Raw genomic sequence first — 24,593 nt, forward strand, 5'->3', positions numbered from 1 at the left:
TCCGGAGGAGCGGGACAGCATCGATCGGGCCGCAAGATCTTGCGGCCCGATCGACCCGTCAACCGGAACGTTGGCCTCGCGCGTCCGAGGGCGATACCATCTCCCGCCATGAACTCGCCAATCACTTTCGGGCGCTTTTTCCTGCCCGGTCCCACGGAAGTGCCGCCCGACCTGTTCGACGCCATGCGACGGCCCGTGGTGGGGCATCGGAGCGCCGAGGTGTCGGGGCTCGTCGAGGGGTTGCAGCCCTCCGCTTCGCGACTCTTTCAGACGACGCGGCCGGTGTACCTGTCGACCTCCTCCGCCACCGGCATGATGGAGGCGGCGATCACGAACCTCACGCGCCGCCGCGTGCTCTGCCTCGTCAACGGCTCGTTCAGTCAGCGGTTTCATGCCATCGCCGAGGCGACGGGGCGTCCCGCGGACAGGCTCGAGGCCGAGTGGGGGAAGCCGAACCTCCCGGACCTGCTGCGGGCCGCGCTCTCGGAAGCGCCGGGCCGCTACGACCTTGTCACGGTCGTGCATTCGGAGAGTTCGACCGGCGTCCTCAACCCGCTGGAGGAACTGGCCGCCGTCGTTCACGAGTTCGACGATGTGCTCATCGCCGTCGACACCGTCTCGTCGCTCGCCGGAGCGCCGGTCCGGACCGATGCGTGGGGTCTGGACTTCGTCCTCACCGGCTCCCAGAAGGCGATCGCGCTGCCCCCGGGCCTCGCGCTCGCGGTCGCCTCGGAGCGGGCGCTCGCCCGCGCCCGGGAGGTCGAGCACCGCGGCTTCTACTTCGATATCCTCAAGTTCGAAAAGAACCTCGAGCGCTGGCAGACGCCGAACACGCCGGCCGTGTCGCTCTTCTTCGCGCTCGAGCGGCAACTGGCCCGGATGATGGAGGAGGGGATGGAGGCGCGCTGGCGGCGGCACGACGGGATGGCGCGCCGCACGTACGAGTGGGTGGACCGGATCGCGGCCCGCACGGGGCAGCCGTGGCGCGTGCTGGCGCCGGAAGGCTATCGGTCGCCGTGCGTCACCGTCATCATGCTCCCCGAGGGCCTCACGGGGCCGGAGGTCGTCGCCCGGGCCGGGGCCCACGGGTACACGGTGGCCGCGGGGTACGGGCCGTTGAAAGCGGATTCGTTCAGGATCGGACACATGGGCGAGCATACGCTGGAGGAGTTGGAGGCGCTTCTGGCGGTCCTCGACGACGTGCTGTGAGCGAAACCGCCGGCGTTATCCAGCGCCTCATCGTCGCGGACCCTCTCCTCCCGGAGGGCCTCGAGACGTTGCGCGCCACCCCCGGGATCGTCGTCGAAGACCTGAGCGAGGGGGACCGGGAGGGGCTCCTGCGCGCGCTGCCGGGCGCGTCCGCGCTGATCGTCCGCAGCCGTACGAAGGTGGACGCGGACCTCATCCGGGCCGGCGACGCGCTCCGGGTCGTCGGTCGGGCGGGAGTCGGGGTCGACAACATCGACATTCCAGAGGCCACGCGGCGCGGAATCGCGGTCCTCAACGCCCCGGCCGCGAACACCCAGTCGACCGCCGAACTGGCGTTTGCCCTCCTCCTCGCCGCCGCCCGCCGGCTTCCCGAGGCGGACGCGAGTATCCGCGATGGGGAATGGAGGCGGAAGGAGCTGCGGGGCATCCAACTGAGCGGGAAGACGCTGGGCGTGATCGGGCTCGGCCGCATCGGGGCGGAGGTCGCTTGGCGCGCGCGCGCGTTCGGGATGCGCGTGATCGCCCACGATCCGTTCGTGATCGCCGAGCGAGCGAGCGATCTGGGGGTCGAACTCGCAGATCTCGGCACACTTCTCCCCGCGTGCCACGCGCTGACGCTGCACGTCCCGCTCTCGGCGGAGAATCGCGGGTTCATCGGGCGCAAGGAGATCGCGGCCATGCGCCGGGGCGCGATCCTGATCAATGCGGCGCGGGGCGGGTTGGTGGACGAAGCCGCGCTGGCCGAGGCGCTGGTCAGCGGACATCTGGGCGCGGCCGGCCTCGACGTGTTCGAGACGGAGCCGCTCCCGGCCGATAGCCCGCTCCGGCAGGCGCCCCAACTCGTGTTCAGTCCCCATCTCGGCGCGTCGACGTTCGAGGCGCAGCGCCAGGTCTCCCGGCAGATCGCCGTCTCGGTGCGGGATGCCCTGCTCAAGGGAGATTTCAGCGCCGCGCTCAACGCCCCGTTCGAGGCGGAAGATCGTGACGGCGCCGGCCCGATCATGTATCTGGGCCGCTGTCTGGGCCGGCTGCTGGCCGGGCTCGACGACGCGCCGCCGCGCCGGATCGAAGTCCGCTACGGAGGGCCCCGGGATGGGGTGCTCGGCCCGCTCGCGGCGAGCGTCGCGGTGGGCTTCCTCGAGCGCCGGGTCGACCCGCCGCTCAACGTCGTGAACGCGCTCTCGATCGCCTCCGAGCGCGGTCTGGAGATCACGCGGCTCCGCACCCAGGCCGAGGGCGATTACACGAACTACGTCGAACTCTCGGCGGCCTTCGGCCGGAACAAGAGAGAGGTCGTGGGGGGCGCCCTCATGGGGACCGCGATGGACCCGCGGATCGTGCGCGTCGGGACGTTCCGCGTGGACACGGTACCGGTCGGCATCTGCCTCTTCATTCGGAATCGCGACCAGCCTGGCGTGATCGGCGCCGTCGGCACCCTGTTGGGCGAAGCGAACGCGAACATCGCCGAGTACCACCTCGCGCGGCGCCGGGGCGGACGCCGCTCCTTCGGTGTCGTGCGCATCGACGGTGAACTGCCGCCCGAGGTGCTGCGCGCGCTGAACGATCTCGACGGCGTCGACGAGGTGCAGCAGATCCAATTCGACTGACCCGCCCCGCCGTGCTTGGCGTCGCGGCGCTCCTTTCATTATCATGAATCATGAGTACCGTTCATGATGGTGGCGGGAAGCCAGGACGAGTTTCGGAACCGGTCCAGGTCTACCTGGCGCCGAACGAGCGGGACCGGCTGGAGCGTCTGAGGAAAGAACTCGACACTACCAAGTCGAACGTCCTTCGCCGAGGTCTGGAAGCGCTCGAGTTGCAGCTCTCGGATCCCGACCGGCACCCCGCGCTCTCGATCATCGGCATCGCCGGCGCGACGAGGTCCCGCGGGGATCTCTCCCCCGATCCGGCACGCGCTCACGATGACGTTCTCGCGGACGCCGAGATCGCATCCTGGTCCTCGGGTCCACGGCGGGAACCGGACGGCAACGCCTCCGAGTGAAGGCGCTGTTCGTCGACACCAGCGCGTGGTATCCGCTGGCCGATCCCGGGCACCCGGAACACGGAGCGGTCGCCGCAGCTCTCAGGGTTCGCGTGCGAGAAGGTGCTGCGGTCGTCACGACGAATCTGGTGGTGGTGGAGACGCACGCGCTGCTGCTCAGTCGCAAAGGTCGACGGGCCGCGTTCGCATTCCTCGAAGCGATCCGGCAACCGCCCAACCGGATCGAGTACGTAGGCAGCGAGCGGGAGACCGTGGCCATCGATCGTTGGATCCGGCGTTTTGCCGACCAGAGCTTCTCCCTTGCCGATGCCGCAAGCTTCGAGGTGATGACCGAACTGGGCATCGAAGAAGCGCTGACGCTGGACCGGCACTTCAACACCGCCGGTTTCCTGATGGTCCCCGGAGGCGTCTGACGAAGGACCTCCCGTACCCCGCCCGTCGGCACGGCACACACCTCGCACACGGCCTGCGTGATGATGATGTCCGGGTCGAGTCCCTCGATCATGGCGCCGTCGACCTTGTAGACGCTTCCGTGGTCCATCATCGCCCGGCGCACCGCGGCGTCGATCTCCTCGGCCCAGGCCAGGATGCCGCCAACGAGGTCTTCACGAAAGGGATCCGCAAGCCCAGGAGCCGCAAGAAGTCAGCCGGAAAGGAGGTGAAGACTGCAGCTTGAAGCGCCGATCTCGGCGAGGTCGGGTGTCAGGTGATTACCGTACCTGTACAGCAAATATGTAGTCCCCTAAAGATTGTACCATTACTCTGTAAGCAAGCATTGTACCCATTCGAGACACTCGAGGAAACCCGGGAGGTGAGCGGGGCATTCATCGAGCGCTACAACCGCGGCTGGATCATGGCTCCCCCGGCGTTGGGGAGACATATGGCTATGATGCTCGCCTCTTACCGTGGGTATGCGAAATATAGGGAAAGAGGGGTGGTCTTAGCAGGCGAACCCCCCCGTTGAAGTTGGCATCGGTGTCGCCAAAGCATAGGGTCCGGCCCTTCACCTATCGACAAGAGAAGTAGGCCGGCTTGGCACCAGGTGGTGGCGTTGGGACACGGATTCTCCGGTTCGGTCAAAATCATCCGGCCGTCTGAATCAAGAACAGGTCTACCCACTGCATCCGTCACGGGTACCGGGGAGGAACACGGAGGCCGTTCCTCGCTCGCGTCGAACAATTCTCGTACGTAATCCTCGCCCCCCGTACGAAAGACTTCAAACAGAGCCATGTCCGCGCCGCGAGATGTGCGGTCATCATAGGACTCGTACAGGCGGACAAAAGCGTCCTTGGCCCCCGTATAGGGAACGCCTTCCGATGCGTCCTTCATCACCATCCCCGCCCGGTGCGGAATCGAGCCGGCGCCGATCGCGGTCGCCCCTGAATCTTCGCGCATCAACTGTGCAAGTTCCTCTGCAAACGCATCCAGTTCCGCGATCGGCCGGGACTCGAACTTCTGTCTCAGAACGGCGATGGCGGCACTTACGGCATCGGCCGATCCCGGGCTTTCACGCAACGCTCTAAGGGCGGTGACTGGTGTCGGTACCCTCCATTCGCCTTCTTCCATAATCATGCCTTTTGGTGTATCGGTCTGCGCTTCCAGTCCTGCGGAAATGACCAACATGCCCAACAACAAGATAGACTGTCTCATTCGCCTTCTCCTTCTAGCAGCTATGTGGCACGTTACTACCATGACCCGCAATTTGCCCATTGTTCAAAAACCAAGATGTACCATACTGCCAGAACTGGTCTGGGCTCGTATAGGCGCTCGCTTGGTAGCTGGCGTTGATGTAATACTGATAATAGAACTTGTCCCACTTAGTAGCCAAGGTCAGATTGATGGCGGCTTCGTCAACCCCGTTCAAAGGTTCCATGACATTAAATATCGCCGTCGCATTCGTGCTGTTTATGCAATCGTTGAGGCCATCCTGGTGCTCTTCCTCGTGGTCTCTGATCTGATCTCGAAATACGACCGCGTGTGCCCATGTTTACAATAGCCGTTTACCTGATGGTACGTGGAGCTGGGCAGCACATTGCTACTGGAGCTTGCACACGTGCTGTTGGCGCCCGCATGTGCGGCGCCGTAACCGACAGAGTAGTCCGAAACAACGTAAATGGATGTCGGAATATACGGGGGATCTTCTGATACGAACTCACCCGTCCAGGGACCGGAGCCCGGCTGTGCGGTGGGAGGGGCTGGTGCGGTGGTGGGAATGTCATAGAACCCAAGTGTAGGCAGGTTGTTGTTCAAGTTCGCCAAGAACGACCTGCTCTCAAATGTCCATGACGCACTAAGCAATGGTGGCCGGTAATCCAACCGCGCGTTGACCGTGATCTGCTGTGTGTCAAAGAACACTTCCTCGCTGGAAGCGTTGGTAACGCGCACCGTCACGTTGGTCGTACTCGATAACGTCGTCAAGCTCACCATCGGCGTACTCGCCTCCATGTCGTCGCGCCATGCCCTGTACACCTTCTTTGTAATCCCCATTCCTAGACCGAAGGTGTCCACACGGCGGCGACCTCCGAGTCCGGCGCGGGGAGGCGATCCGGATGGAGGAGCCCGCCCAGGATCTCGACGCCGGTGACGAAGCGAGGGCCCGAGCGGTTGAAGTAGGAGGAGGCGTCGACGACCCAGGCGCGGCCCTCGGCGACCGCGCGCGGGGCCACTCGCTCCAGCCGCTCGGCGTGCGTGTCGGCGTCTTCCCGGGCCGCTTCCAGACCGTACCCGCAGGGCATGAGGAGGAGGGCGTCCGGATCCAGGTCTCCGATCTCTTCCCACGACACCTCGCGGGAGGGCCGTCCCGCCTCGCCCGCCAGGTTCAGGCCTCCGGCAAGTTCGATCATCTCCGGCACCCAGTGGCCGGGCGCGAAGGGCGGATCGAACCACTCGATCCCCAGCACGCGCGGCGGACGGACGTCCCGCACCGCTGCTCGCACCCCATCAAGTCGCCTCCGGAGCGAGCTCCCCGGGCCTCGTGCGACCTCCGGATTTCCGGCGGCCCGCGCCACCTGCCCGAGCGAGGCGAGGATGTCGTCGATGGTGTGGGCGTCGAGCGACACGACCTCGGCCTCGATCCCGCGCGCCCCGAGCACCTCCCTCACCCCGCTCGTCGGCACGGCGCACACCTCGCATACGGCCTGGGTGATGATGATGTCCGGAGCGAGCCTCTCGAGCACGGCCGCGTCGATCTCGTAGACGCTTCCGTGTTCGATCATGGCCTTCCGCACGGCGTCGTCGATCTCTCCGCTCGAAAGACCCTCGGGATCGAAGCGGGGCCGGCTCGCGCGCGGACGGTCCAGCAGGTGCGGCGGGTGGTCGCACTCGTGCGAGATGCCGACGAGGCACTCGCCGAGGCCGAGGGCGTCGACGATCTCGGTCCCCGACGCGAGGAGCGAGACGATGCGCATCAGTACTGCGGCATCGCGGGATCGATCTCCTCGGCCCACGCCAGGATCCCGCCCGCGAGGTTGACGGCGTTGTCGAACCCGACGGCGCGCAGGTACTCGACGGCGCGGTCGCCGCGGGGGCCCGAGCGGCAATGGATGATGAGCGGTTCCGACGCGTCGAAGCTCTCCGCGGCCTGCGGGAGGGTCGCGAGCGGCACGAGACGCGCGCCCACGTCCTCGAGATTGCAGATCGCCCACTCGTAGTCTTCGCGCACATCGATGAGCTGGAAGCTCTCTCCCGCGTCGACCCGCCGCTTCAGCTCGTGCACGTCGATGTCGAGGTCGTGCATGGCACCCTCCGTGTGCGCGCCTCCGCCCGCCGCCTCGTCGCGAGGCGATCCGCCGCAGAAACGCTCGTAGTCGATGAGTTCCGTCACGCTCGGCTCGGGGCCGCACACCGCGCACTCGGGGTCGGGGGCGATGTCCAGCGACCGGAACTCCATCCGCAGCGCGTCGATCAGGAGCAGCCGGCCGGCGAGCGTGTCGCCGATCCCGGCCAGCCACTTGATCGCCTCGTTCGCCTGGATCGACCCCACGATGCCGGGCAATACCCCGAGCACCCCCGCCTCCGCGCAGTTGGGCACGAGATCCGGCGGCGGCGGATCCCGGAACAGGCACCGGTAGCAAGGGCCGCCGGGGGCCGCGAACACCGACGCCTGGCCCTCGAAGCGGAGGATGGCCCCGTACGCGAAGGGCGTCCCCAGCATCACGCAGGCGTCGTTCACGAGGTACCGGGTCGGGAAGTTGTCGCTCCCGTCGACCACGAAGTCCCACCCCCCGAGGATCTCCAGCGCGTTCCCCGAATCGAGGCGGGTCTCGAACGTCTCGATCGCGACGTGGGGGTTCAGCCCTTCCAGACGGGCGCGCGCGGAGTCGAGCTTCGAGGTGCCCACCGCGTTCGTGTCGTGCAGCACCTGGCGCTGGAGGTTGGAGAGTTCCACGAGGTCGTGGTCGACGAGTCCGAGCCGGCCCACGCCCGCCGCGGCGAGGTAGAGGGCGGCCGGCGAACCGAGGCCGCCCGCCCCCACGATGAGGACGCTGGATTCGCGCAGCCGCTCCTGCCCTCGCAGACCTACTTCCGGGATGCTGACGTGGCGCCCGTAGCGGACGAGTTCGTCACGCGAAAGCCCGCCGCTCACGGCATTCTCAGACGTGGACGGCGAGCGACGCGCGCAGCGCCGCCATGTTCGCGGCGATCCCCGGCGCCCACCGGAACACGGAGGAGCCCGCCACGAACGACGACGCCCCGGCGGCAGCGCAGACGGGGGCCGAGGTCGGATCGATCCCTCCGTCGACCTGAATGACCGGCGGCGCGATGCCGCGGTCCGCGGCCATCCGCAGGACGGTCGAGATCTTCGGCACCGCCTCGCGGATGAACTTCTGTCCCCCGAACCCGGGGTTCACCGTCATCACGAGGACGAGGTCGACGTAGCCCAGTACCTCCGACAGCGTCTCGGCGGGGGTGGCCGGGTTGAGCGCCACGCCGGCGTAGCACCCCAGCTCCCGGATCCGGTGCAGGTCTCCGTGCAGGTGCGCCGAGACCTCCTGGTGGACCGTGATCATGTCGGCGCCGGCCGCCGCGAACGGTGCCAGGAACTCGCCCGGGTTGTCGATCATCAGGTGAACGTCCAGGAACGCGTCCGTCACCGCGCGCAGCGATTCGAGCACCGGCAGCCCGATCGTGAGACTCGGGACGAAATGCCCGTCCATGACGTCGAGCTGGAACCACTCCGCGCCCGCGGCCTCCGCCTCGGCCACCTCCGCGCCCAGCCGCGCGTAGTCGGCGGCGAGGATCGAGGGCGCGATGACCCGCCCCCCCGGCATGTCCCGCTTCAGTCCGCGTTCCGCCACGATCCCGTGCTCCCGGTGGTTCGGCTGGTTCAGCCGGGTTCAGATGAGTTGGAGACGCCGGCCGACCTTCTTCAGCGCGGCGAGGGCGTCGTCGATGTGTTCGCGCTCGTGCGCGGCGGACAGCTGACACCGGATGCGGGCCTCGCCCCGCGGCACGACCGGATAGCCGAACCCGATGACGAAGACGCCTTCGCGGAGCAACTCGCGGCTCAGCCGGATGGCGTCCGCCGTCCTGCCGATGATCACGGGGACGATCGGCGTGCCGCCGGGGATCGGCTTGTAGCCCAGCTCGATGAGGCCCTCTCGGTAGTACTCGGTGTTGTCGCGTAGCTTCGCCACGAGTTCGGGGTGTTCTTCCAGGTGGTCGATCGCCGCAAGCGCCCCGGCCGCCGAGTGGCAGGGCAGGGCGTTCGTGAACAGCTGGGTTCGCGAGGCCTGGAGCAGGTAGTCGATCACGGCGTCCGAACTGGCCGTGAAGCCGCCCGCCATGCCGCCGAGCGCCTTCCCGAGCGTCGAGGTGACGATGTCGACCTCGCCGTGCATGCCCCAGTGCTCCGGCGTCCCCCGGCCCGTGTCTCCCAGAACCCCCGTGGCGTGCGAGTCGTCGACCGCCATGATCGCGTCGTAGCGGTCGCACAGTTCGCGGATCTCCGGGAGTGGCGCGATCTCCCCCTCCATCGAGAAGATGCCGTCGGTGATGACGAGCCGGTGCCGCGCCTCCCGTGAGGACTCCAGCGCCCCGCGCAGCGAGTCCATGTCCATGTGGTCGTAGATGAACCTGCGGGCCTTGCAGAGGCGTATGCCGTCGATGATGCAGGCGTGGTTGAGACGGTCCGAGATGAGCGCGTCCTCCGGTCCGAGGAGGGGGGCGAAGAGGCCTTCGTTCGCGTTCCAGGCCGAGGTGTAGGTGAGCGAGGCCGGCGTCTCGAGGAAGTCCGCGATCCTCGCCTCGAGTTCGCGGTGGATGTCGAACGTGCCGCAGATGAACCGGACCGAGGACGTCCCCGCGCCGTACTTGTCGGCCCCCTCCTTCACCGCCTCGATCACGGAGGGCTCGTCGCACAGCCCGAGGTAGTTGTTCGAGCACATGTTGATGGTCTCGCCCAGACCATCGATGTCCACCACGGGCGCCTGGCGACCCATGATGTGGAGGAGTTTCTTGTGAACCCCGTTCTCCTTCATCTCCCCGAGTTCGGTCGCCAGCCGGCGCTCGAGACCGGGGTTCACGTTCGACATCGTCACGTCCCGTTCCTCATAGAGTGTCATCATGGAGAATGTAGCGTCCTTCACGGGTACAGGTCGCCGACCCGCTTGTCCGTGACCCACGCGGTGTCGACCCGGATGCGGGGCCGCGAGCCCCAGTTCCCGCACGATATGAAGCCGCGCAACTGTCCCCTCACGTAGATGACACGCTCGGTGCCGACTTCCTGAAGCTCGGGAGCGAGGCGGTCGAGCGCGAACACGCGCTGGCTCCCGATCCAGCCCGGCCCGAACAGCCAGCAGCCCGCGGCCTCGCGGATCGTGCCCTCGCCCCAGGTGCGGACGGCGGAGAAACTGCCGCTGTCGATCGCCACGAGCGTGCCCAGGTCGATGCCGGTCGAACTCCGCACGCGGTATTCCCCCGGCGTCGCGATCCTGAGCGGACGTGCCTCGTAGAAGCTGACGTGCTGCGGCGCGCACATGGCGCGGAAGGTGCTGCGCAGGGCCGCGAGTTCGATCGAGGCGTCGGTGACCGCCAGGGTGGCCGTGTCCAGCCGTCCGCACTGGTCGGGGGACACGGGCCCGCCGAACTCGAAGGAGAAGGGTGCGTCGACGCGCACGGTCTCGGGATAGGCGACCCAGGTGACGAGCGCCTCGCTCTCGTAGGCTTCGCCGAGCCGCCAGCACCCGGCCGCCAGGAGTACCGTGAGCGCTAGAGCGGCGAGGTACGGCGCTCTTTCCACGGGACGGCGGCTAGTCGAGAGCGAGGACGACCTTCGCCGCCTCGCCGGAGTTCATGGCCGCGATCCCCTCCTCGAAGCGGTCGAACGGCAGCCGGTGGGTGATCACCGGGTCGATGTCGAGGCGTCCGGCGGCGAGGAAGTCCCGCATCTCGATCCACGTCCGGTACATGAGGCGTCCCGCGACGCCGTAGACGTGGAGTCCCTTGAAGATGATGTCCCGCGCCAGGTTGACCTCGACGGTGTGCTTCGGCAGCCCCAGCAGCCGGACATGGCCCCCGTTGCGACACATGCGGAACGCGGAGCGCACGCCTTCGGGGTGCCCGCTCATCTCGCACACGACGTGCGCCCCGTAGCCGCGGGTGAGTTCCGCGACCTGCGTCTCGACGCCGCCCTCCGTCGGGTCAAGGCAGTCGTGCGCGCCCATCCGGGCCGCGAGTTCACGGCGGCCCTCGTGCGGTTCGACCGCGATGACCCTGGCCGCACCCGCCACCCGGGCGATCCCGATCGCGAACAGCCCGATCGGTCCGCACCCGACCACGGCCACGACCCGCCCCGCCACGTCGGTGTGCAGGACCGTGTGAAACGCGTTCCCCAGAGGGTCGAACACGGCCGCATGATCGTCGCTGATCGATTCCGGGATGTGGATGATGTTCGCCGCCGGGATGGAGACGTACTCGGCGAAAGCGCCGTCCCGGTCGATCCCGATGATCCGGGTGTCCCGGCACACATGCGCCTGTCCCGTCCCGCAGAACTCGCAGTGGCCGCACACCAGGTGCCCCTCCGCCGACACGCGGTCTCCCACCTCGATGTTCTCGACGAGGCGTCCGGTCTCGACGACCTCTCCCATGAACTCGTGTCCGAGGATGAGCGGCGGGTTGACGCGGTTCTGCGACCAGCGGTCCCATTGATGGATGTGCAGGTCGGTGCCGCAGATCCCCGCGCGTCGCACCCTGATCAATACGTCGCGGGAACGGATCCCGGGCGTGGGCGCTTCGCCGAGGATGAGGCCGGGATCCGGCCCGGGTTTGAGGATCGCTTTCATGGAGAGCGGCGAAGGCTCCTGACCGGGGAGGTGCGTCGGACCGCGCTCCGGCGGCGCATCGGGTGGCGCACAATGTGCCGGAACGCCGGACGGGCCGGCAAGCGCGGGAACACGGCGCGACCGCCGGCCGTAAGATTCCCCGTGGGCGAGTCCGCGACCCGGAGCCGGGAGCCGAGACGGATCGTGCGTGAGAAGGTGACAGGGGACGGTCGGACGAATCGGCCGCCGGACGGCGTGTCCGCGCCCCGGCGGCGCCGGGACCGGGCCGCGTGGTGGGGCGGCATGCTCGTGTCCGCGCTCCTGCACGCCCTCGTCCTGTTCGGCCCCGCGGGCCGGGTGCCCGAGTTCGAGCGCCTGGCGCCTCGAGGGACGAATCCGGAACTCCGCGTGGGGGGCGGAGGCCTGCAGTCCGTGCGGTTCTCGCCGCCCCGGCGCGTCGAGATCCCCCCGCCTCCCAGACCGGTGCTGGCCGTGGATGCGCCGGAAATCGAGATTCGCGAGACGGCCCCCGAGATCTCGGTCGACCTGCTCCCGGTCGGAGTCCCGGCCGCACCCGCCGGACGGGGCGCCGCCGTGGGCCCGGGCGAAGGCGAGGGAGGGGGAGGCGCGGACGGCTACGTCTCGCCGGTGCCGCGGTCCGTCGTGCCCCACTGGGATCCCCCCGGCTCCGTACGCGGCATGGAGGTGACCGTCCGCGTCTTCGTCAACGCCAGCGGCCGTCCCAGCCTCGTGGAACTCGACCCCCCGACCCCCGATGAGGACTTCAACCGCGACATCGTGCGGCAGGTGCGGGCCTGGGAGTACCGGCCCGCCCGGCGCGACGGGGCCGCGGTCGAGGGATGGGCCGAGATCACGTTCATCTTCTAGCCCCGTGCGTTTGACGGCCGGTTGACGCCGCCCCCCACCCTCGTTGCAGAGGGCTCGAACGGGGAGGTGCGGGGTGTGGGATCTGAATCGCGCCGAACGCAAGGCGCTCGGCACGGCGCTCGTGCTGATCGGGGTGAGTCTCATCTTCCGCACGGCGCTCGCCCCCGATCCGGGAGAAGTGGACGGGATCGAGACGATCGATCCCGCGCGCGACCTGCAGGGTGTGGAGGGGGACGTCCTCTCCGCGCTGATGCGGGAGCAGCGCGCGCAGACACCGCTCGCCGAGGGTGAGCGGATCGAGGTGAACCGGGCGTCGGCGGACGAACTGCGCCGACTTCCCGGAGTCGGCCCAAGCCTCGCGCGGGCCATCGTCGAGGAGCGCGACCGCGAACCGTTCCACGAGGCGGCCGACCTCGAGCGCGTGGCCGGGGTGGGAGAAGTCACCGCGGGCCGCCTCGCTCCCTGGCTCCAATTCGATCCCGCGATCCCGCGTCCCGGTCTCGTCGCGCCCTCGGGGCGCTCCGACTCGCGGCCCCCCGCGCTTCCGGCAGCGGACCGGCTCGTCCGCCCCGCGGGGCCGGGATGTCCGCCGGGCGGGAAGCGGATCGATGTGAACCGGGCCGGACGGAAGGAACTCGAGAGCCTGCCCGGTATCGGGTCCGTCATCGCGGGCCGCATCATCGAGGATCGGACCGCGAACGGGCCGTTCCCGAACCCCGAGGCGCTCAGGCGCGTCCGCGGCATCGGGGAACGTTCGCTCGACCGTCTCGCCGATCGCCTGTGCGTGGGGACGCCTTGAGTTCGGCGGATGCGCGCGCAACGGCCACGGAACCGGCTCCCGAGTTGGCGCGGCCGCCGGACGGCAGGGTCCTGAGGCTCGTCCCGGCCGACTTCGCGAGCCGGCATCTCGTGCTCCCGCTGCGCCGTGCGGGTCGCACCCTCACCGTCGCCATGGCGGACCCAGCCGACCCGAACGTCATCGAGGACCTGAAGTTCCTCACCCGGTTCGACATCGAGCCGGTACCGGCGGGGGAGTACACCCTCCGCCGGCTCATCGACCAGAGCTACGGATCCGCCGCCGAACCCGGGAGAAAGCCGAGAGGACGCCCCCGGGAGCCGGACCGGGAGGTCGAGGTCGTCGAAGGCGCCGGAGCGGCCCCCCGGGACGACGACACCCTCCGGGCCGACATCGAGGATGAGCCCGTCGTGAGGCTGATCAACTCGGTTCTCCGGGACGCGGTTCGTCGCGGCGCCTCCGACATTCATCTGGAGCCCTACGAGAGGGAACTGCGCGTGCGCTACCGTCTCGACGGGCACCTGCGCGAGATCATGCAGCCGCCCTTCCGGATGACGGCCGCGCTCACGTCGCGCCTCAAGATCCTCGCCGACCTGAACATCGCCGAGCGCAGGGTTCCCCAGGACGGGCGCATGAAGATGAGGGTCGGCGGGAAGGTCATCGACTTCCGCGTCTCCACCCTCCCCACGCTGTTCGGAGAGAGGATCGCGCTCCGGATCCTCGACAAGGGGAAGCTGTCCTTCGACCTCGAGTCCTTCGGCATGGAGGAGCGCGCGGAGCGGCGCTTCCTGGAAGCGATCGCGAACCCGACGGGCATGGTCCTCGTGACCGGGCCCACCGGGTCGGGAAAGACGACCACCCTCTACAGCGCGCTCGCCCGGCTCAACCGGCCGGAGGTCAACATCCTGACCGCGGAAGATCCGGTCGAGTACAGCGTGCGCGGGATCAACCAGGTCCAGGTCCGGTCGAAGATCGGTCTCACCTTCGCGTTGGTCCTGCGCGCCTTCCTCCGCCAGGACCCCGACATCGTCATGGTCGGCGAGATCCGGGACGCGGAGACCGGCGGCATCGCGGTCAAGGCCGCGCTCACCGGGCATCTTGTCCTCTCGACGCTCCACACGAACGATGCGGCGTCGACCGCGGCCCGGCTGGTGGACATGGGGATCGAGGCGTTCAACGTCGCCGCGGCCGTCACGATCATCACGGCCCAGCGTCTCGTGCGCCGGATCTGCGCCGCCTGCAGGGTCGAGACGAGCTATCCGCGCGAAGTCCTCCGTTCCGCGGGTATCGAAGACCCCGGGGGTCCCGACAACACGTTCCATCGCGGCGCCGGCTGCGACGCGTGCGGCGGGTCGGGATATGCCGGGCGGCAGGGCCTCTACGAGGTCCTTCCGATGTCGTCGGCGATCCGTCGCATGGTCCTCACGGGCGCGTCCGCCGAAGAGATCGAGAGACGGGCGGTCGAAGAGGGGATGGTCACGTTGCGGCAGGACGGGCTGATCAAGGTCGGGAAGGGGATCGTCACGCTGGAAGAGGTGTTGGGCGAGACTCCGGCCCGGAACCCTCGGGAGGGGGGATGATGGCCGGGACTCCCGTCACGGATGCGCGCCTGCGGGCGCTCCTCGACGAGATGGTCGAGCGTGACGCGTCCGACCTGCACTTCACGGTCGGCGGTACGCCGAAGCTCCGCATCGACGGACGGATGACGGACTGTCGAACCGAGGGTGTGCCGGGGTCCGTGCTGGGGTCCGGGGACACGGCCGCGCTCGGCCGTTCCCTGCTCACGGAGCCGCAGAGGGCGCGCTTCGCGCGGGACCACGACATCGACTTCAGCTTCTCGGTGGGGAAGCTGTCCCGCTTCCGCGTGAATCTGTTCCGGCAGCGGGGCCACGTGGCCTGCGCGATTCGCCGCGTCCCGGTCCAGATCCGAAACCTGCGGGAACTCGGCGTCCCGTCCGTCGTCGCGCGCCTCACCGAGAAGCCGCGCGGGCTCGTGCTCGTGACGGGGCCCACCGGTTCCGGCAAGTCGACGACCCTGGCGGCGATGGTCGACCGCATCAATACGCGGCGGGCGGGCCACATCATCACCATCGAAGACCCGATCGAGTTCGTGCACCCCCACAAGGGCTGCATCGTGAACCAGCGCGAGGTCGGACACGACACGCGCAGCTTCGACACGGCGCTCAAGTACGCGCTCCGACAGGATCCCGACGTCATCCTGATCGGCGAAATGCGGGACGCGGAAACGATTCAGGCGGCGCTCACGATCGCGGAGACCGGCCACCTCGCGCTCGCCACGCTCCACACCAACTCGGCGCCGGAGACGATCAACCGCATCATCGACGCCTTCCCCGCCCACCGGCAGGAGCAGGTCCGGGCTCAGTTCGCCCTCGTGTTCGAGGGGGTGGTGACGCAGGCGCTGCTCCCGCGGGCGGGCGGCAGGGGCCGCGTCGCCGCCTGCGAAATTCTCCTCGCGACCCCGGCGACCCGGGCACTGATCCGGGAGGCGAAGGTTCACCAGCTTTGCTCCGCGATGCAGGCGGCCCGGAAGATCGGGATGCAGACGCTCAACGACGCCCTCTTCCGACTCTATGTGCGACGCCAGGTGGCGTTCGAGGACTGCATCCGCGTCACGTCGGATCCGGCCGGTTTCCGGCGTATGACCGGGAGCTCGCTGCCCGCCGGGGCGACCCAATGAACCGGGCACGGAAGACCGGCCGCCGGCACAGGTGGGGAGTGGACGATGCGGGGGCTGGCGGTCGGTCGACCCTCTTCTCGAGGGTCCATCCCCGCGAACTCGTCCTCTTCACGCGGCAGTTCGCCGCCATGATCAACGCGGGGCTGCCGCTGACGCGGGCGCTGGAGATCCTCTCCCGCCAGGCCGGGAGCCCGGCGTTTCGAGGCGTCATCCGGGAGACGCTGTACGAGGTCGAAACCGGAAACACGCTCGCTGGCGCGCTGGGACGGCATCCCGCGGTGTTCACCAGCCTGTACGTGAACATGGTCGCCGCCGGTGAGGCCGGGAGTCTCCTCGACGCGATCCTCGAACGTCTGGCCACCTTCCTCGAGAAGAACGATCGGGTTCGGAGAAAGGTGAAGGGCGCCCTCCTCTATCCCGCCGTCGTGCTGGGGGTGGCCGTGGCCGTGATCGCGACCCTCCTCCTGTTCGTGATCCCGACGTTCGAGTCCGTGTTCGCCAGCTACGGGGCCCTGCTGCCCGTCCCGACCCGCGCGGTCATCGGGCTCTCCCGGGTCGTCCAGAGCTGGTGGTGGGCCATTCTCATCGCGACGGGCGGGGCCTTCTTCCTCCTGCGCCGCTGGGTCGCGACCGATGCGGGGAGGTCGCGCGCGGACCGATTCCTGCTCCGGCTCCCGATCTTCGGATCGCTGCTGCGGAGGGCCGCCGTGTCGCGCTTCACGCGGACCCTCGGCACGATGCTCGCCTCCGGCGTTCCAATCCTCGAGGGGCTCGAGATCACGGCGCGGACGGCGGGGAACCGCGTGATTCACGACGCCGTCCTCGAGATCCGCGACGCGATCGCGGGCGGGGATTCGATCGCGGGGCCGCTGGAGATGGCCGGCGTCTTTCCTCCCATGGTGTCCCAGATGATCCACGTCGGCGAGGAGACCGGAGACCTGGACGGGATGCTGTCGCGGATCGCCGATTTCTACGACGACGAAGTGGATGTGGCGGTCGAGAGCCTCCTCAAGGTCATCGAGCCCGCCCTCATCGTGATCCTGGGGGGAGTCGTCGGCGGGATGATCATCGCCATGTACCTCCCGATATTCGATCTTGTCGACACGATCCAGTGAATGCGCCGTCGCTCCGCCCGCGGCTTGCGGTGCGGGTGCGCGGCGCTCCACTTGCCGGCATGGCAGCGCACGAAACCGATCCGGGGCCGGAGGTGCGCCTCGACGTGCGGGATCTCCTCGGGGAGTCCGCCGAAGCCGTCTGCGAGCGGTTCGGCCGGCCGGCCGTGGACCGGTGGGCCGGCGGGGACCGTTGGCTGGGGTTCGAGGGGCCCGGCTGGTCGCTCCGCGCCCGGGCGAGGCCGCGGGGGAGCGGCAGGGCCGCGCGGATCAGGTCGTGGACGGTCGCGTTTCCGAAGGGGTTCGACACCCTGGGGGATGCGTTGCGCGCTCTCGGCCTCGGAGACGCCGCGCCGGGGCCGGAGACCGGAGAACTCCGCCTCCCGCTGCGCGATGGAGCCGGACGCCTGCACTCGCTCACGGCCTCGCGGCGCGGCGCGCGCATCCACTCGGTCTCGGCCTTCGATGAGCCCCCGGACTGGGAGATCCGACCGCGGGATGAGCGGTGGCCGCCGGACCGTGGTTGAAGCCCCGTTGAGAGCGGAGGGCTTTCTGGGTGTGGAAGCTGCGGGCGAGCCGGACCCGCGATGACGAGGCACCGGAGGTGGAGGAGGAGAGGATGAGGAGAGAAGAAGGGTTCACCCTGATCGAACTGCTGATCGTGGTCGTCATCATCGGCGTTCTCGCCGCGATCGCGATCCCGCAGTTCACGAACACGAAGCAGAAGGCGTTCGACGCGGCCGCACAGAGCGACATCCGCAACCTGATGACGGCCGAGGAGGCATACTTCTTCGGCCGCCAGGCCTACGGGGCGAGCACGGTGACGGCGGGCGGCACGGCGGATCTGGACGGCGACGGGAACTCGGACTTCCAGGCCAGCATGAACGTCTCGCTCACGGCGACCGCCTACACGGACGGTTACCGGATCACGGCGAAGCACGCTTCCTCGAACCAGACGTGGTGCGTGAATTCGTCGCCGTCGAACGCCGCCGGGGCGATCGGCCAGATCGTACAGGGAACCGGCTGCTAGACAGCAGCCCGTGGCAAAACCCTGCGTGGCACCGAGAGCGGCGAGGCGCGCGGGTGACGAGGCGCGACGAGGGGAGAATAGCAGAGCTATTTGACCGAGGAGCAACGATGAGCGAAGCGTTCACGCGCGATGGATCGCCGCTCGAATGCAGCGGGGCTTTTGCCACGGGCTGCCAAGGCCGTCTGGAGCCGATGAGACGCCGTTGAGAAGGGCAGGGACCCTTCGTGAGGAAGCTGGAAATGCTTACTCGACGAAGGGAGGAGCCCATGACGCGAGTGCCGGGAAACGGATTCAGCCTGGTCGAAGTGGTGGTTGCGATCGCCCTCGCCGGCATCGCGGCCACGGCCGTCATGTCGCGCGGGGCCTTCGACCGCGTCAGCCTGACGCGGTCGGCCCGCTTGGCGGAATCGCAGCTGGTGCGTGCCCGTCTCCACGCCGTCGCCACCCACGCCCGGACGGAGGTGACGCTCGCGGGCACGAGGCTCGAGGTGGCGCGGCGCGGCGGTCCGCTCATCTCGCACGTCGATCTCGCGACCCACGGACTCGGACGGCTCGATTCGGTCCGCTTGCGACCCGCGACGATCCGGTTCAATGCCCGGGGCCAGGGTTCGCCCGGGAGCGTCTACCTGTATCGCGGCGGCCGTGGGGTTCGCCTCGTGTCGAACTTCGTCGGACGGGTACGCGCCGTCCCGTTCGACTATTGAGCGCCGCCGCGAAGTTGCCGGGTGGGTCGGCTGGATTCGGCCTCATCGAGGTCGCGCTCGCGGTCACGGTGGCCTCGATCGGGATCCTCGGCGCGGCGGGCGTGGTCCTCGGCATCGGCTCGCAGGCCCGCCTCGCGGCGCTGGATACCGATCGCACGCTGGCGGGCCGCGGCGTCATGCAGGGCCTCGTCCGCGAAGGGCATGCCGCCGCGACGTCAGGGGCGGGAATCGCGGAGGTCGGCGGGCGGCGGCACGATGTCTCCCGCGCGGTCACGACGCGCTCACCGCGGCTCCGGCACGTCCAGGTGACCATCACACCGCCCCTCGGCCCGGACGCCGCGTTCGAGATCCTGCTCGCGCGCGAACGACCCATGCCGGTGGCGCCGTGAGCCGCCCCCGAAGGCGCCGCGTCGTCGCGCGGCGGCGGACCGTCGGGTTCACGCTCACGGAAGTGCTCGTCGCCCTGGTGGGCGCCGGCCTCCTAGGCAGCGTGCTCATGGCGCTCATCGTGAGCCAGAGCCGCTTCCACCTGCGGAACGAGGACGCCGTCCAGGCCGCGCAGACGACGCGCGCCCTGTTCGACGGGATGGGGGCCGAAATCCGGGGGGCGGCGGCTGACGACCTCCTGAGCGCGACGCCGGACACGGTGTCGATTCGGCTCCCCGTGCTGAGAGCCGTCGTCTGCGACAGCGTCGGCCCCGGGACCGCGGACATCTTCGTGTACGACTCCGTCCCGGCGACCAACCTGCGGTCCCCGTGGCGCGGCACGGCGCTCTCCGAACCGTACGGGGCCGCCTTCCGCTACGAGGACGGATTCACGACCGCGTCCGCGGTGTCGGCGGTGTCGGAGTCGTCGTGCCGCGCGGCGGGGGCGGATCGCGCCGGCCTCGCGCTCCCGAGGTGGTTCCGCCGCACGAGTGGCTGGGCCGGTCGTTTCGGCGCGACGCCGCGGCGGGGCGCGCTCACCCGCATCTACGGAAGGCTGACCTACTCGATCCGCTCCGCGAGCACGGAACCCGGCGCCGTCGCGGTCCGACGCAACGGCCAGGAATTCGCCACGCCGTTGGCGCCGGGTGCTGCCTTCGAATACGGGATGGACGACGGGTCGACGCGGGCTCGGGTCGTCCCGGCCGATCTCGCGCAGGTTCGTGAAGTCCGCCTGGTCGCGGAGGCCATCGGACGAAACCGCCTCGGCGACGTCCGGCGGATCGTCTACGAGATGCCGTTTCGGAACTGAGATGCGCCGGCGCGATGAGAACCCGGCGGTCGCCGGACGGGGGCGCGTGACGGCGGGGCTGAGGTTCCGGCCCCGCGAGGTCACGATCGGGCTGGACATCGGAAGCGCTTTCAGCAAGGCCGCGGTCATCGATCACTCGGGCGACGCCCCGCGATTGGTCCGGATCGCCGTGACCCCGAATGACGCGAACGGGGAAGCGGACGACACCCCCCATCCCGAACGCGCGGCGGAGGCGGTCGCCTCGATGTTCGCGCGCGAGCGGATCGAAGCGCGCGACGTCGTCATCGGCGTGGGAGGACGGGATGTCGTGAGCAAGCCGATCGAGGTGGACCGGATGGCCGAGACCGAGGCGCGCGCGGTGCTCCCCTGGGAGGCCGAGCAGCACGTGCCGTTCGACATGGAAGGCGTTCAGCTGGACTTCCACATTACGGATCCCGAGGACGACGCTCCCCGCATGACCGTACTGCTCGCGGCCGCGAGGCTCGAGGTGATCGAGTCCCGTGTCTCGCTGCTCCGGCAGGCGGGGCTCCACCCGGCGGCGGTCGACGTGAACGCGTTCGCTCTCCACAACGCCTTCGAGGTCAACCATCCGGACGCGATGGCCGGGGTCACGGCGCTGGTCGATATCGGCACCGGGTCGACGACGGTGAATGTGCTGGACGACGGCCTCCCCGTCCTCACCCGCGACCTGCGTTTCGGCACGGGCACGCTGGTTCGGGACCTCCAGCGAGACCTCGACCTCACGGCCGGGGAAGCCGCCGCGGTGCTGCGCGCCGAGGTCGCGAACCCCGGCCTGGGCGACTCCCTCGCCGGCCACGCCCGACACATCGCGGAGGGGATCGAACGCGCCGCGAGGCTCGTCGAAACGCAGGACATCGGGCTCGGGATCGCCCGGGTCTACCTGTGCGGAGGGGGTGCCGGCATCCCCGGACTCCCGGAGAGCATCGCGGAACGGCTGGGCGTCGAGATCCACGTCGCGAACGCGGTCGAGCGTCTGCGGGCCGGCCCGGAGGTGGCGGACTATCCCGCACTGGAAGAAGTGTCGCCCATGCTGATGCTGGCGGTCGGGCTGGCGCTGCGAAGACCTTCCGCGGCGCGACGGCCGGGGGACGGGAGGACGCCACGCCCATGATCGAAGTAGACCTGCTCCCGGAGTCCCTCCGTCCGCGCGCGGTGGCCGGTTCCCCGCGGGGCGCCGGCGGTCGCGGCATGGCGGGCATCGATCCGTGGGGCACCGCCCTGCTCGTCGCCGCGCTGACCATCCTGCCGGGGGCGGCGTTCCTCTGGTGGACGCAACGCTCCGAAGCCGAGACGCTCCACGCGAGGCTCGAGGCCGCATCGGCGGATTCGGCGCGTCTCGCCGAACTCCGCGCGGTCAGCGACAGCCTGACGGCGAGATTCGGGCAGATCCGGGAGCGCGTGGCGCTGGTGGAGCAACTCGACCGGAACCGCTTCGTGTGGCCCCGCATCCTGGACGAGATCAGCCGCGCCCTGCCCGGCTTCGCCTGGCTGATCTCGCTTCGCCAGCTCTCGCCGGTGCCCGACGTCACGGTCGAACTTCAGGGGATCGCGGCAAACCCGTTGGCGATCACGGAATTCGTGCGGAAGCTGGGCGCCTCGGACCGTGTCGCGGAGGTCACGATTCTCGGGAGCCAGAAACAGGGGCTCCCGTCCGAAACCGCCTCGCGACACGCCTTCACCCTGGTTCTCCGCTTCGCCGAACCGCCCGAGGTTCGGGAGTGATGGCGCGGCTGCCGCGAGCCCCTCGCGACCAGTACCGGCTCCTCGCCCTCGTCATGCTCCTCGGGCTCGGGGCCGTCTTCCACTTGTACCTGTGGACTCCGCGGCGCGTCCAACTCGTTGAAATGGAGCAGCGCGTTCGGCAGGCCGAGGAGGCGAACCGGCTCGCGGAGACGCGCACCGGCGACCTGGATCGCGTCCGGGAGGAACTCGAACTCGGCGAGCGAGAGTTCGCCTTCCTGCAGCGACTCGTTCCCTCGGAGGGGGACGTGGCGGCGATCTACGAGGCGATCGCCCTCGAGACTCAGTCGCTCGGGCTCGAACTCGTCCATGTGATTCCGGGCGATCCGACGCCCGACTCCGCCGGCTATTTCATGCGACAGCACTGGGCGATGCAGGTGGAGGGCGGATACCACGATATCGGGCGCTTCCTCGCTCGCGTGGCCGGCTTCACCCGAATCGTGCGGCCGGAGGTCGAAGAGATCCTGCCCGCGCGGATGACGAACTCGGGGCGTCAGCTCGTCCACGCCCGCTTCCGCCTCGAGACCTTCGTGCTCCCATCGGGCGAGAACGTCTCGCCGGACGACGGATGATCGCGAGGGGAGCGTTTGCCCGCGGGCTCCGGCTGACCATCGTCCTCGCGTTCGCGGTGGGGACGAAGCTCATGGCCGTCCAGGCCTCCCTCCCCGTCTACGAGCGCGAGGTGTTCACGTATTCCGCCCTGGGCCGGCGCGATCCGTTCCAGCCGCTGGACGTCGGGGAGCAGGAGGGCCCCCGCTTCGCCGACCTCACGCTGTCGGGCGTGCTGTACAACCCTGAAATCGGGAGCGTGGCGACGCTCACGGACCGGCGGACGGGCCGCCGGTATCGCGCCCGGGAGGGCGATCTCCTCGGCGAGGCCCAAGTGGAACGGATCCTTCAGGATGGAGTGGACTTCGTGATCGCGAACTTCGGCGTGCGGCGCAGGGAGACGCTATGGGTCCGGAGAGAGCGGAGAGAAGGGAGGGAAGGGGGATGATCTGCGGACGCATCGTCTCCACACTCGGGATGGCCCTGGCGGCAGGGCTCGGGCAGGAGACCGAGGTCCGGGAAGTGCGGATCGCGACGGCCGGGACCGATACCGAGATCACGGTCGTGGTCGGAGGCGAGGTCACCGCGCGGCACCTCATGATTCAGGACCCCCCGAGGCTCATCCTCGACCTCGAAGGCGCCGTCCTCGGCCTCGGTCGGGACCGCTACGAGGGGATCGGCCGCGGCGGCGTCATCCGGATGCGTTCGAGCCAGTTCCAGCCCGACATCGTTCGCATCGTCTTCGATCTCGCCCTGGACCTCGACCATGAAGTCGTGACCGACCCCGGCGCGGTGCGCGTGACGTTCCCGAACCGGGGACCTCCGTTCCCGCCCTGGTCGACGGCGGCCGAGACGACGGAGGCCGAGACGACGGAGGCCGAGACGACGGCGGCTGAGACGACGGAGGCGAGGGCCGGGCCGGGGGAGCCTTCCCGCACGCTCGCCGCCGTCCGCCAGGAGGAACCCCGGATCTCGGTCGTGTACGACAGCGCGAGCATGCTCGACGTGCTCGCCGGCTTCTCGGAGTTCGCGGACATCTCGGTGGTACCGAACGGCGAGATCGCCTCCGTCACGGTCCGCGGCATCGACATCCGGGCCCAGCCGTGGGACATCGCGTTGAACGCGATCCTCTCGGCCCACAACCTCGGCTGGCACACGACAGAGAGCGGGATCATCGTCGTCGACTGGCTCGAGAACCTGCAGGCCCGCGACCAACTGCTGAGCGAGACGCGTGTCATTCGGATCAACTACGCGCGCGCGGACTCCGTCGCCGAAGCCCTCCGTCACCTCGCGACGCCGAACCGGGGCCAGGTCGTCGCTTTCTCGGGCAGCAACACGGTCATCGTCACGGACGCGCCGTCGGTTGTGGCGCGCATGGACACGATCATCGCGTCGCTCGACCGCCGTCTCCCCCAGGTGGCGATCGAGGCGAAGATCGTCTTCGTCAATCGGACCGATGTGCAGCAGTTGGGGATCGTATACGACCTCAAGGAACGCGACGGCGCCTTCGTGGAGCAGGGTCTCAACGAGCTGATCGCCGCCCCCGATCCGAACGAGCCGCCGCAACTCGTCGACCATGACGGCGACGGCGTCTCCGATGAGTCGTTCTTCAGGCAGACGAACGAGACGCTCGTGAATCTGAGCGGTGACGCGATCGCGGCGCTCGCGAACGCCAACGATCGGCCCCTCCTGCCCGCGCTCCAGATACTGACCTCCGTCGCGTTCGGCGAGTTCTCGCTGTTCGCGTTCCTCGAGGCCCTCGAGTCGCACCAGCTCTCCGATGTCCAGGCCGCGCCGTCGATCCAGGTGGTGGACAACGCGCACGCGCGAATCCAGGTTGGCGAACGCACCCCGATCCGGGTCCTCGAAGCGGGGGCGCAGACGGAGGCGGCCCGCGTCAACGTGCAGTTCGAGGACACCGGGATCATCCTCGACGTGATCCCGCACGTGACGAACAACAACCAGATCCGTCTGGAGCTGATGGCCGAGCGCTCGGGCCTCAAGCTCGGCCTGTCGGACGTCGGATTCGTGTTCGAGAAACAGATCGGCGAGACGACGCTTCTCCTCGAGGATGGAGAGACGGCGGTCATCGGCGGCCTGACGCTCAGTGAAGTGAGCCGCAGCGAGAGCGGCATTCCCGGCCTGATGCACCTTCCGTGGATCGGGGCCCTGTTCCGCAGCACGAAGGAGAATGAAGTGAAGCAGGACCTCATCATCCTCGTCACGCCGCACATCATCGGCGGTCCCCGAGGGGGCTAGCGCGACGTGTCCGCGCCGTCACAGGCCGTGCCGCCGGTTGCGGCCCCGGCCCCCGGCGAATCCTTTTCTTCGCCATCCGCTGGCCAT

Annotated in this window: 26 protein-coding genes; 19 read left to right on the forward strand and 7 right to left on the reverse strand. The window is 69.0% G+C overall.

The features are described 5' to 3' along the window. Nucleotides 1-108: 108 nt before the first annotated feature. Genes ACPXY0_RS00565 through ACPXY0_RS00580 form a run of 4 tightly spaced genes read left to right on the forward strand, consistent with a single transcriptional unit; the run spans nucleotide 109 to nucleotide 3,624 of the window. Nucleotides 109-1,209, forward strand: coding sequence for a pyridoxal-phosphate-dependent aminotransferase family protein (locus ACPXY0_RS00565; RefSeq protein WP_423927468.1), 1,101 nt, complete (start codon nucleotides 109-111; stop codon nucleotides 1,207-1,209). After that, nucleotides 1,206-2,816 (forward strand): phosphoglycerate dehydrogenase, encoded by a 1,611-nt coding sequence (gene serA, locus ACPXY0_RS00570; protein WP_423927470.1) that lies wholly within the window; start codon nucleotides 1,206-1,208, stop codon nucleotides 2,814-2,816. The genes ACPXY0_RS00565 and serA overlap by 4 nt, the downstream gene beginning before the upstream one ends. A 50-nt stretch (nucleotides 2,817-2,866) precedes the next feature. Beyond that, a complete protein-coding gene (locus ACPXY0_RS00575; protein WP_423927472.1) occupies nucleotides 2,867-3,211 on the forward strand; it encodes a hypothetical protein in 345 nt (114 codons plus the stop codon). After that, nucleotides 3,208-3,624 (forward strand): type II toxin-antitoxin system VapC family toxin, encoded by a 417-nt coding sequence (locus tag ACPXY0_RS00580; protein ID WP_423927474.1) that lies wholly within the window; start codon nucleotides 3,208-3,210, stop codon nucleotides 3,622-3,624. The genes ACPXY0_RS00575 and ACPXY0_RS00580 overlap by 4 nt, the downstream gene beginning before the upstream one ends. A 487-nt stretch (nucleotides 3,625-4,111) precedes the next feature. On the opposite strand, the gene ACPXY0_RS00585 is transcribed toward ACPXY0_RS00580, so the two are convergent. The 7 genes from ACPXY0_RS00585 to tdh form a co-directional block, all read right to left on the reverse strand. Beyond that, nucleotides 4,112-4,861 (reverse strand): hypothetical protein, encoded by a 750-nt coding sequence (locus ACPXY0_RS00585; protein ID WP_423927476.1) that lies wholly within the window; start codon nucleotides 4,859-4,861, stop codon nucleotides 4,112-4,114. Between the two features lie 839 nt (nucleotides 4,862-5,700). Next, a complete protein-coding gene (locus ACPXY0_RS00590; protein WP_423927478.1) occupies nucleotides 5,701-6,618 on the reverse strand; it encodes a cobalamin-binding protein in 918 nt (305 codons plus the stop codon). Further along, a complete protein-coding gene (gene moeB, locus ACPXY0_RS00595; protein WP_423927480.1) occupies nucleotides 6,618-7,796 on the reverse strand; it encodes a molybdopterin-synthase adenylyltransferase MoeB in 1,179 nt (392 codons plus the stop codon). The genes ACPXY0_RS00590 and moeB overlap by 1 nt, the downstream gene beginning before the upstream one ends. Before the next feature lie 7 nt (nucleotides 7,797-7,803). Beyond that, nucleotides 7,804-8,481 (reverse strand): ribulose-phosphate 3-epimerase, encoded by a 678-nt coding sequence (gene rpe, locus ACPXY0_RS00600; protein WP_423930750.1) that lies wholly within the window; start codon nucleotides 8,479-8,481, stop codon nucleotides 7,804-7,806. A gap of 66 nt (nucleotides 8,482-8,547) precedes the next feature. Further along, a complete protein-coding gene (locus tag ACPXY0_RS00605; protein WP_423927482.1) occupies nucleotides 8,548-9,777 on the reverse strand; it encodes a glycine C-acetyltransferase in 1,230 nt (409 codons plus the stop codon). 17 nt (nucleotides 9,778-9,794) lie between these two features. Further along, the gene (locus ACPXY0_RS00610) at nucleotides 9,795-10,451 is read right to left on the reverse strand and encodes a hypothetical protein (protein ID WP_419942682.1); all 657 of its coding nucleotides are present in this window, start codon (nucleotides 10,449-10,451) and stop codon (nucleotides 9,795-9,797) included. Between the two features lie 10 nt (nucleotides 10,452-10,461). Continuing rightward, entirely contained in the window at nucleotides 10,462-11,493 is a 1,032-nt protein-coding gene (gene tdh / locus ACPXY0_RS00615) for an L-threonine 3-dehydrogenase (protein WP_423927484.1), read from the reverse strand. Between the two features lie 183 nt (nucleotides 11,494-11,676). On the opposite strand from tdh, the gene ACPXY0_RS00620 reads away from it, so the two are divergent. The 15 genes from ACPXY0_RS00620 to ACPXY0_RS00690 all read left to right on the forward strand — a co-directional run bounded on the left by ACPXY0_RS00620 (nucleotide 11,677) and on the right by ACPXY0_RS00690 (nucleotide 24,506). Further along, nucleotides 11,677-12,360 carry an energy transducer TonB family protein gene (locus tag ACPXY0_RS00620; RefSeq protein WP_423927486.1) on the forward strand — a complete coding sequence of 228 codons (684 nt, stop codon included), beginning with the start codon at nucleotides 11,677-11,679 and terminating at the stop codon, nucleotides 12,358-12,360. Between the two features lie 73 nt (nucleotides 12,361-12,433). Further along, nucleotides 12,434-13,159, forward strand: a complete 726-nt coding sequence (locus ACPXY0_RS00625; protein ID WP_423927488.1) for a ComEA family DNA-binding protein — start codon at nucleotides 12,434-12,436, stop codon at nucleotides 13,157-13,159. Further along, complete coding sequence (locus tag ACPXY0_RS00630; protein ID WP_423927490.1) at nucleotides 13,156-14,736, forward strand: GspE/PulE family protein; 1,581 nt, start codon at nucleotides 13,156-13,158, stop codon at nucleotides 14,734-14,736. The genes ACPXY0_RS00625 and ACPXY0_RS00630 overlap by 4 nt, the downstream gene beginning before the upstream one ends. Next, nucleotides 14,736-15,854 carry a type IV pilus twitching motility protein PilT gene (locus ACPXY0_RS00635; RefSeq protein ID WP_423927492.1) on the forward strand — a complete coding sequence of 373 codons (1,119 nt, stop codon included), beginning with the start codon at nucleotides 14,736-14,738 and terminating at the stop codon, nucleotides 15,852-15,854. The genes ACPXY0_RS00630 and ACPXY0_RS00635 overlap by 1 nt, the downstream gene beginning before the upstream one ends. Beyond that, complete coding sequence (locus ACPXY0_RS00640; RefSeq protein ID WP_423927494.1) at nucleotides 15,851-16,969, forward strand: type II secretion system F family protein; 1,119 nt, start codon at nucleotides 15,851-15,853, stop codon at nucleotides 16,967-16,969. The genes ACPXY0_RS00635 and ACPXY0_RS00640 overlap by 4 nt, the downstream gene beginning before the upstream one ends. A gap of 59 nt (nucleotides 16,970-17,028) precedes the next feature. Beyond that, on the forward strand, nucleotides 17,029-17,493 hold the full coding sequence (locus tag ACPXY0_RS00645; RefSeq protein WP_423927496.1) for a hypothetical protein: 465 nt from the start codon (nucleotides 17,029-17,031) through the stop codon (nucleotides 17,491-17,493). A gap of 29 nt (nucleotides 17,494-17,522) precedes the next feature. Beyond that, a complete protein-coding gene (locus tag ACPXY0_RS00650) occupies nucleotides 17,523-17,996 on the forward strand; it encodes a type IV pilin protein (protein ID WP_423927498.1) in 474 nt (157 codons plus the stop codon). A 266-nt stretch (nucleotides 17,997-18,262) separates the two neighbouring features. Further along, nucleotides 18,263-18,700, forward strand: a complete 438-nt coding sequence (locus ACPXY0_RS00655) for a prepilin-type N-terminal cleavage/methylation domain-containing protein (protein ID WP_423927500.1) — start codon at nucleotides 18,263-18,265, stop codon at nucleotides 18,698-18,700. A 14-nt stretch (nucleotides 18,701-18,714) separates the two neighbouring features. Next, nucleotides 18,715-19,089: a type IV pilus modification PilV family protein gene (locus ACPXY0_RS00660; protein WP_423927502.1), complete on the forward strand. Its 375-nt coding sequence runs from the start codon at nucleotides 18,715-18,717 to the stop codon at nucleotides 19,087-19,089. Continuing rightward, nucleotides 19,086-19,937, forward strand: coding sequence for a PilW family protein (locus ACPXY0_RS00665; protein WP_423927504.1), 852 nt, complete (start codon nucleotides 19,086-19,088; stop codon nucleotides 19,935-19,937). Before ACPXY0_RS00660 ends, ACPXY0_RS00665 begins: the two co-directional genes overlap by 4 nt. A gap of 1 nt (nucleotide 19,938) precedes the next feature. Then, nucleotides 19,939-21,069, forward strand: coding sequence for a type IV pilus assembly protein PilM (gene pilM / locus ACPXY0_RS00670; protein ID WP_423927506.1), 1,131 nt, complete (start codon nucleotides 19,939-19,941; stop codon nucleotides 21,067-21,069). Continuing rightward, nucleotides 21,066-21,680, forward strand: coding sequence for a PilN domain-containing protein (locus tag ACPXY0_RS00675; RefSeq protein WP_423927508.1), 615 nt, complete (start codon nucleotides 21,066-21,068; stop codon nucleotides 21,678-21,680). The genes pilM and ACPXY0_RS00675 overlap by 4 nt, the downstream gene beginning before the upstream one ends. Continuing rightward, the gene (pilO, locus tag ACPXY0_RS00680; protein WP_423930752.1) at nucleotides 21,680-22,270 is read left to right on the forward strand and encodes a type 4a pilus biogenesis protein PilO; all 591 of its coding nucleotides are present in this window, start codon (nucleotides 21,680-21,682) and stop codon (nucleotides 22,268-22,270) included. The genes ACPXY0_RS00675 and pilO overlap by 1 nt, the downstream gene beginning before the upstream one ends. Then, on the forward strand, nucleotides 22,267-22,695 hold the full coding sequence (locus ACPXY0_RS00685; protein ID WP_423927510.1) for a hypothetical protein: 429 nt from the start codon (nucleotides 22,267-22,269) through the stop codon (nucleotides 22,693-22,695). The genes pilO and ACPXY0_RS00685 overlap by 4 nt, the downstream gene beginning before the upstream one ends. Further along, complete coding sequence (locus tag ACPXY0_RS00690; protein WP_423927512.1) at nucleotides 22,692-24,506, forward strand: secretin N-terminal domain-containing protein; 1,815 nt, start codon at nucleotides 22,692-22,694, stop codon at nucleotides 24,504-24,506. Before ACPXY0_RS00685 ends, ACPXY0_RS00690 begins: the two co-directional genes overlap by 4 nt. Nucleotides 24,507-24,593: the final 87 nt, after the last annotated feature.

The sequence above is a fragment of the Candidatus Palauibacter sp. genome, from assembly GCF_965237495.1.
Taxonomy (GTDB): domain Bacteria; phylum Gemmatimonadota; class Gemmatimonadetes; order Palauibacterales; family Palauibacteraceae; genus Palauibacter.

Coding starts and splice junctions, on each gene's coding strand:
- ACPXY0_RS00575 (WP_423927472.1), top strand. CDS start 2,867: ATGAGTACCGTTCATGATGGTGGCGGGAAGCCAGGACGAGTTTCGGAA.
- tdh (WP_423927484.1), bottom strand. CDS start 11,493: ATGAAAGCGATCCTCAAACCCGGGCCGGATCCCGGCCTCATCCTCGGC.
- ACPXY0_RS00690 (WP_423927512.1), top strand. CDS start 22,692: ATGATCTGCGGACGCATCGTCTCCACACTCGGGATGGCCCTGGCGGCA.
- ACPXY0_RS00585 (WP_423927476.1), bottom strand. CDS start 4,861: ATGAGACAGTCTATCTTGTTGTTGGGCATGTTGGTCATTTCCGCAGGA.
- ACPXY0_RS00635 (WP_423927492.1), top strand. CDS start 14,736: ATGGCCGGGACTCCCGTCACGGATGCGCGCCTGCGGGCGCTCCTCGAC.
- ACPXY0_RS00645 (WP_423927496.1), top strand. CDS start 17,029: ATGGCAGCGCACGAAACCGATCCGGGGCCGGAGGTGCGCCTCGACGTG.
- ACPXY0_RS00605 (WP_423927482.1), bottom strand. CDS start 9,777: ATGATGACACTCTATGAGGAACGGGACGTGACGATGTCGAACGTGAAC.
- pilM (WP_423927506.1), top strand. CDS start 19,939: ATGCGCCGGCGCGATGAGAACCCGGCGGTCGCCGGACGGGGGCGCGTG.
- pilO (WP_423930752.1), top strand. CDS start 21,680: ATGGCGCGGCTGCCGCGAGCCCCTCGCGACCAGTACCGGCTCCTCGCC.
- ACPXY0_RS00565 (WP_423927468.1), top strand. CDS start 109: ATGAACTCGCCAATCACTTTCGGGCGCTTTTTCCTGCCCGGTCCCACG.
- ACPXY0_RS00685 (WP_423927510.1), top strand. CDS start 22,267: ATGATCGCGAGGGGAGCGTTTGCCCGCGGGCTCCGGCTGACCATCGTC.
- ACPXY0_RS00675 (WP_423927508.1), top strand. CDS start 21,066: ATGATCGAAGTAGACCTGCTCCCGGAGTCCCTCCGTCCGCGCGCGGTG.
- ACPXY0_RS00655 (WP_423927500.1), top strand. CDS start 18,263: ATGACGCGAGTGCCGGGAAACGGATTCAGCCTGGTCGAAGTGGTGGTT.
- rpe (WP_423930750.1), bottom strand. CDS start 8,481: ATGCCGGGGGGGCGGGTCATCGCGCCCTCGATCCTCGCCGCCGACTAC.
- ACPXY0_RS00640 (WP_423927494.1), top strand. CDS start 15,851: ATGAACCGGGCACGGAAGACCGGCCGCCGGCACAGGTGGGGAGTGGAC.
- ACPXY0_RS00590 (WP_423927478.1), bottom strand. CDS start 6,618: ATGCGCATCGTCTCGCTCCTCGCGTCGGGGACCGAGATCGTCGACGCC.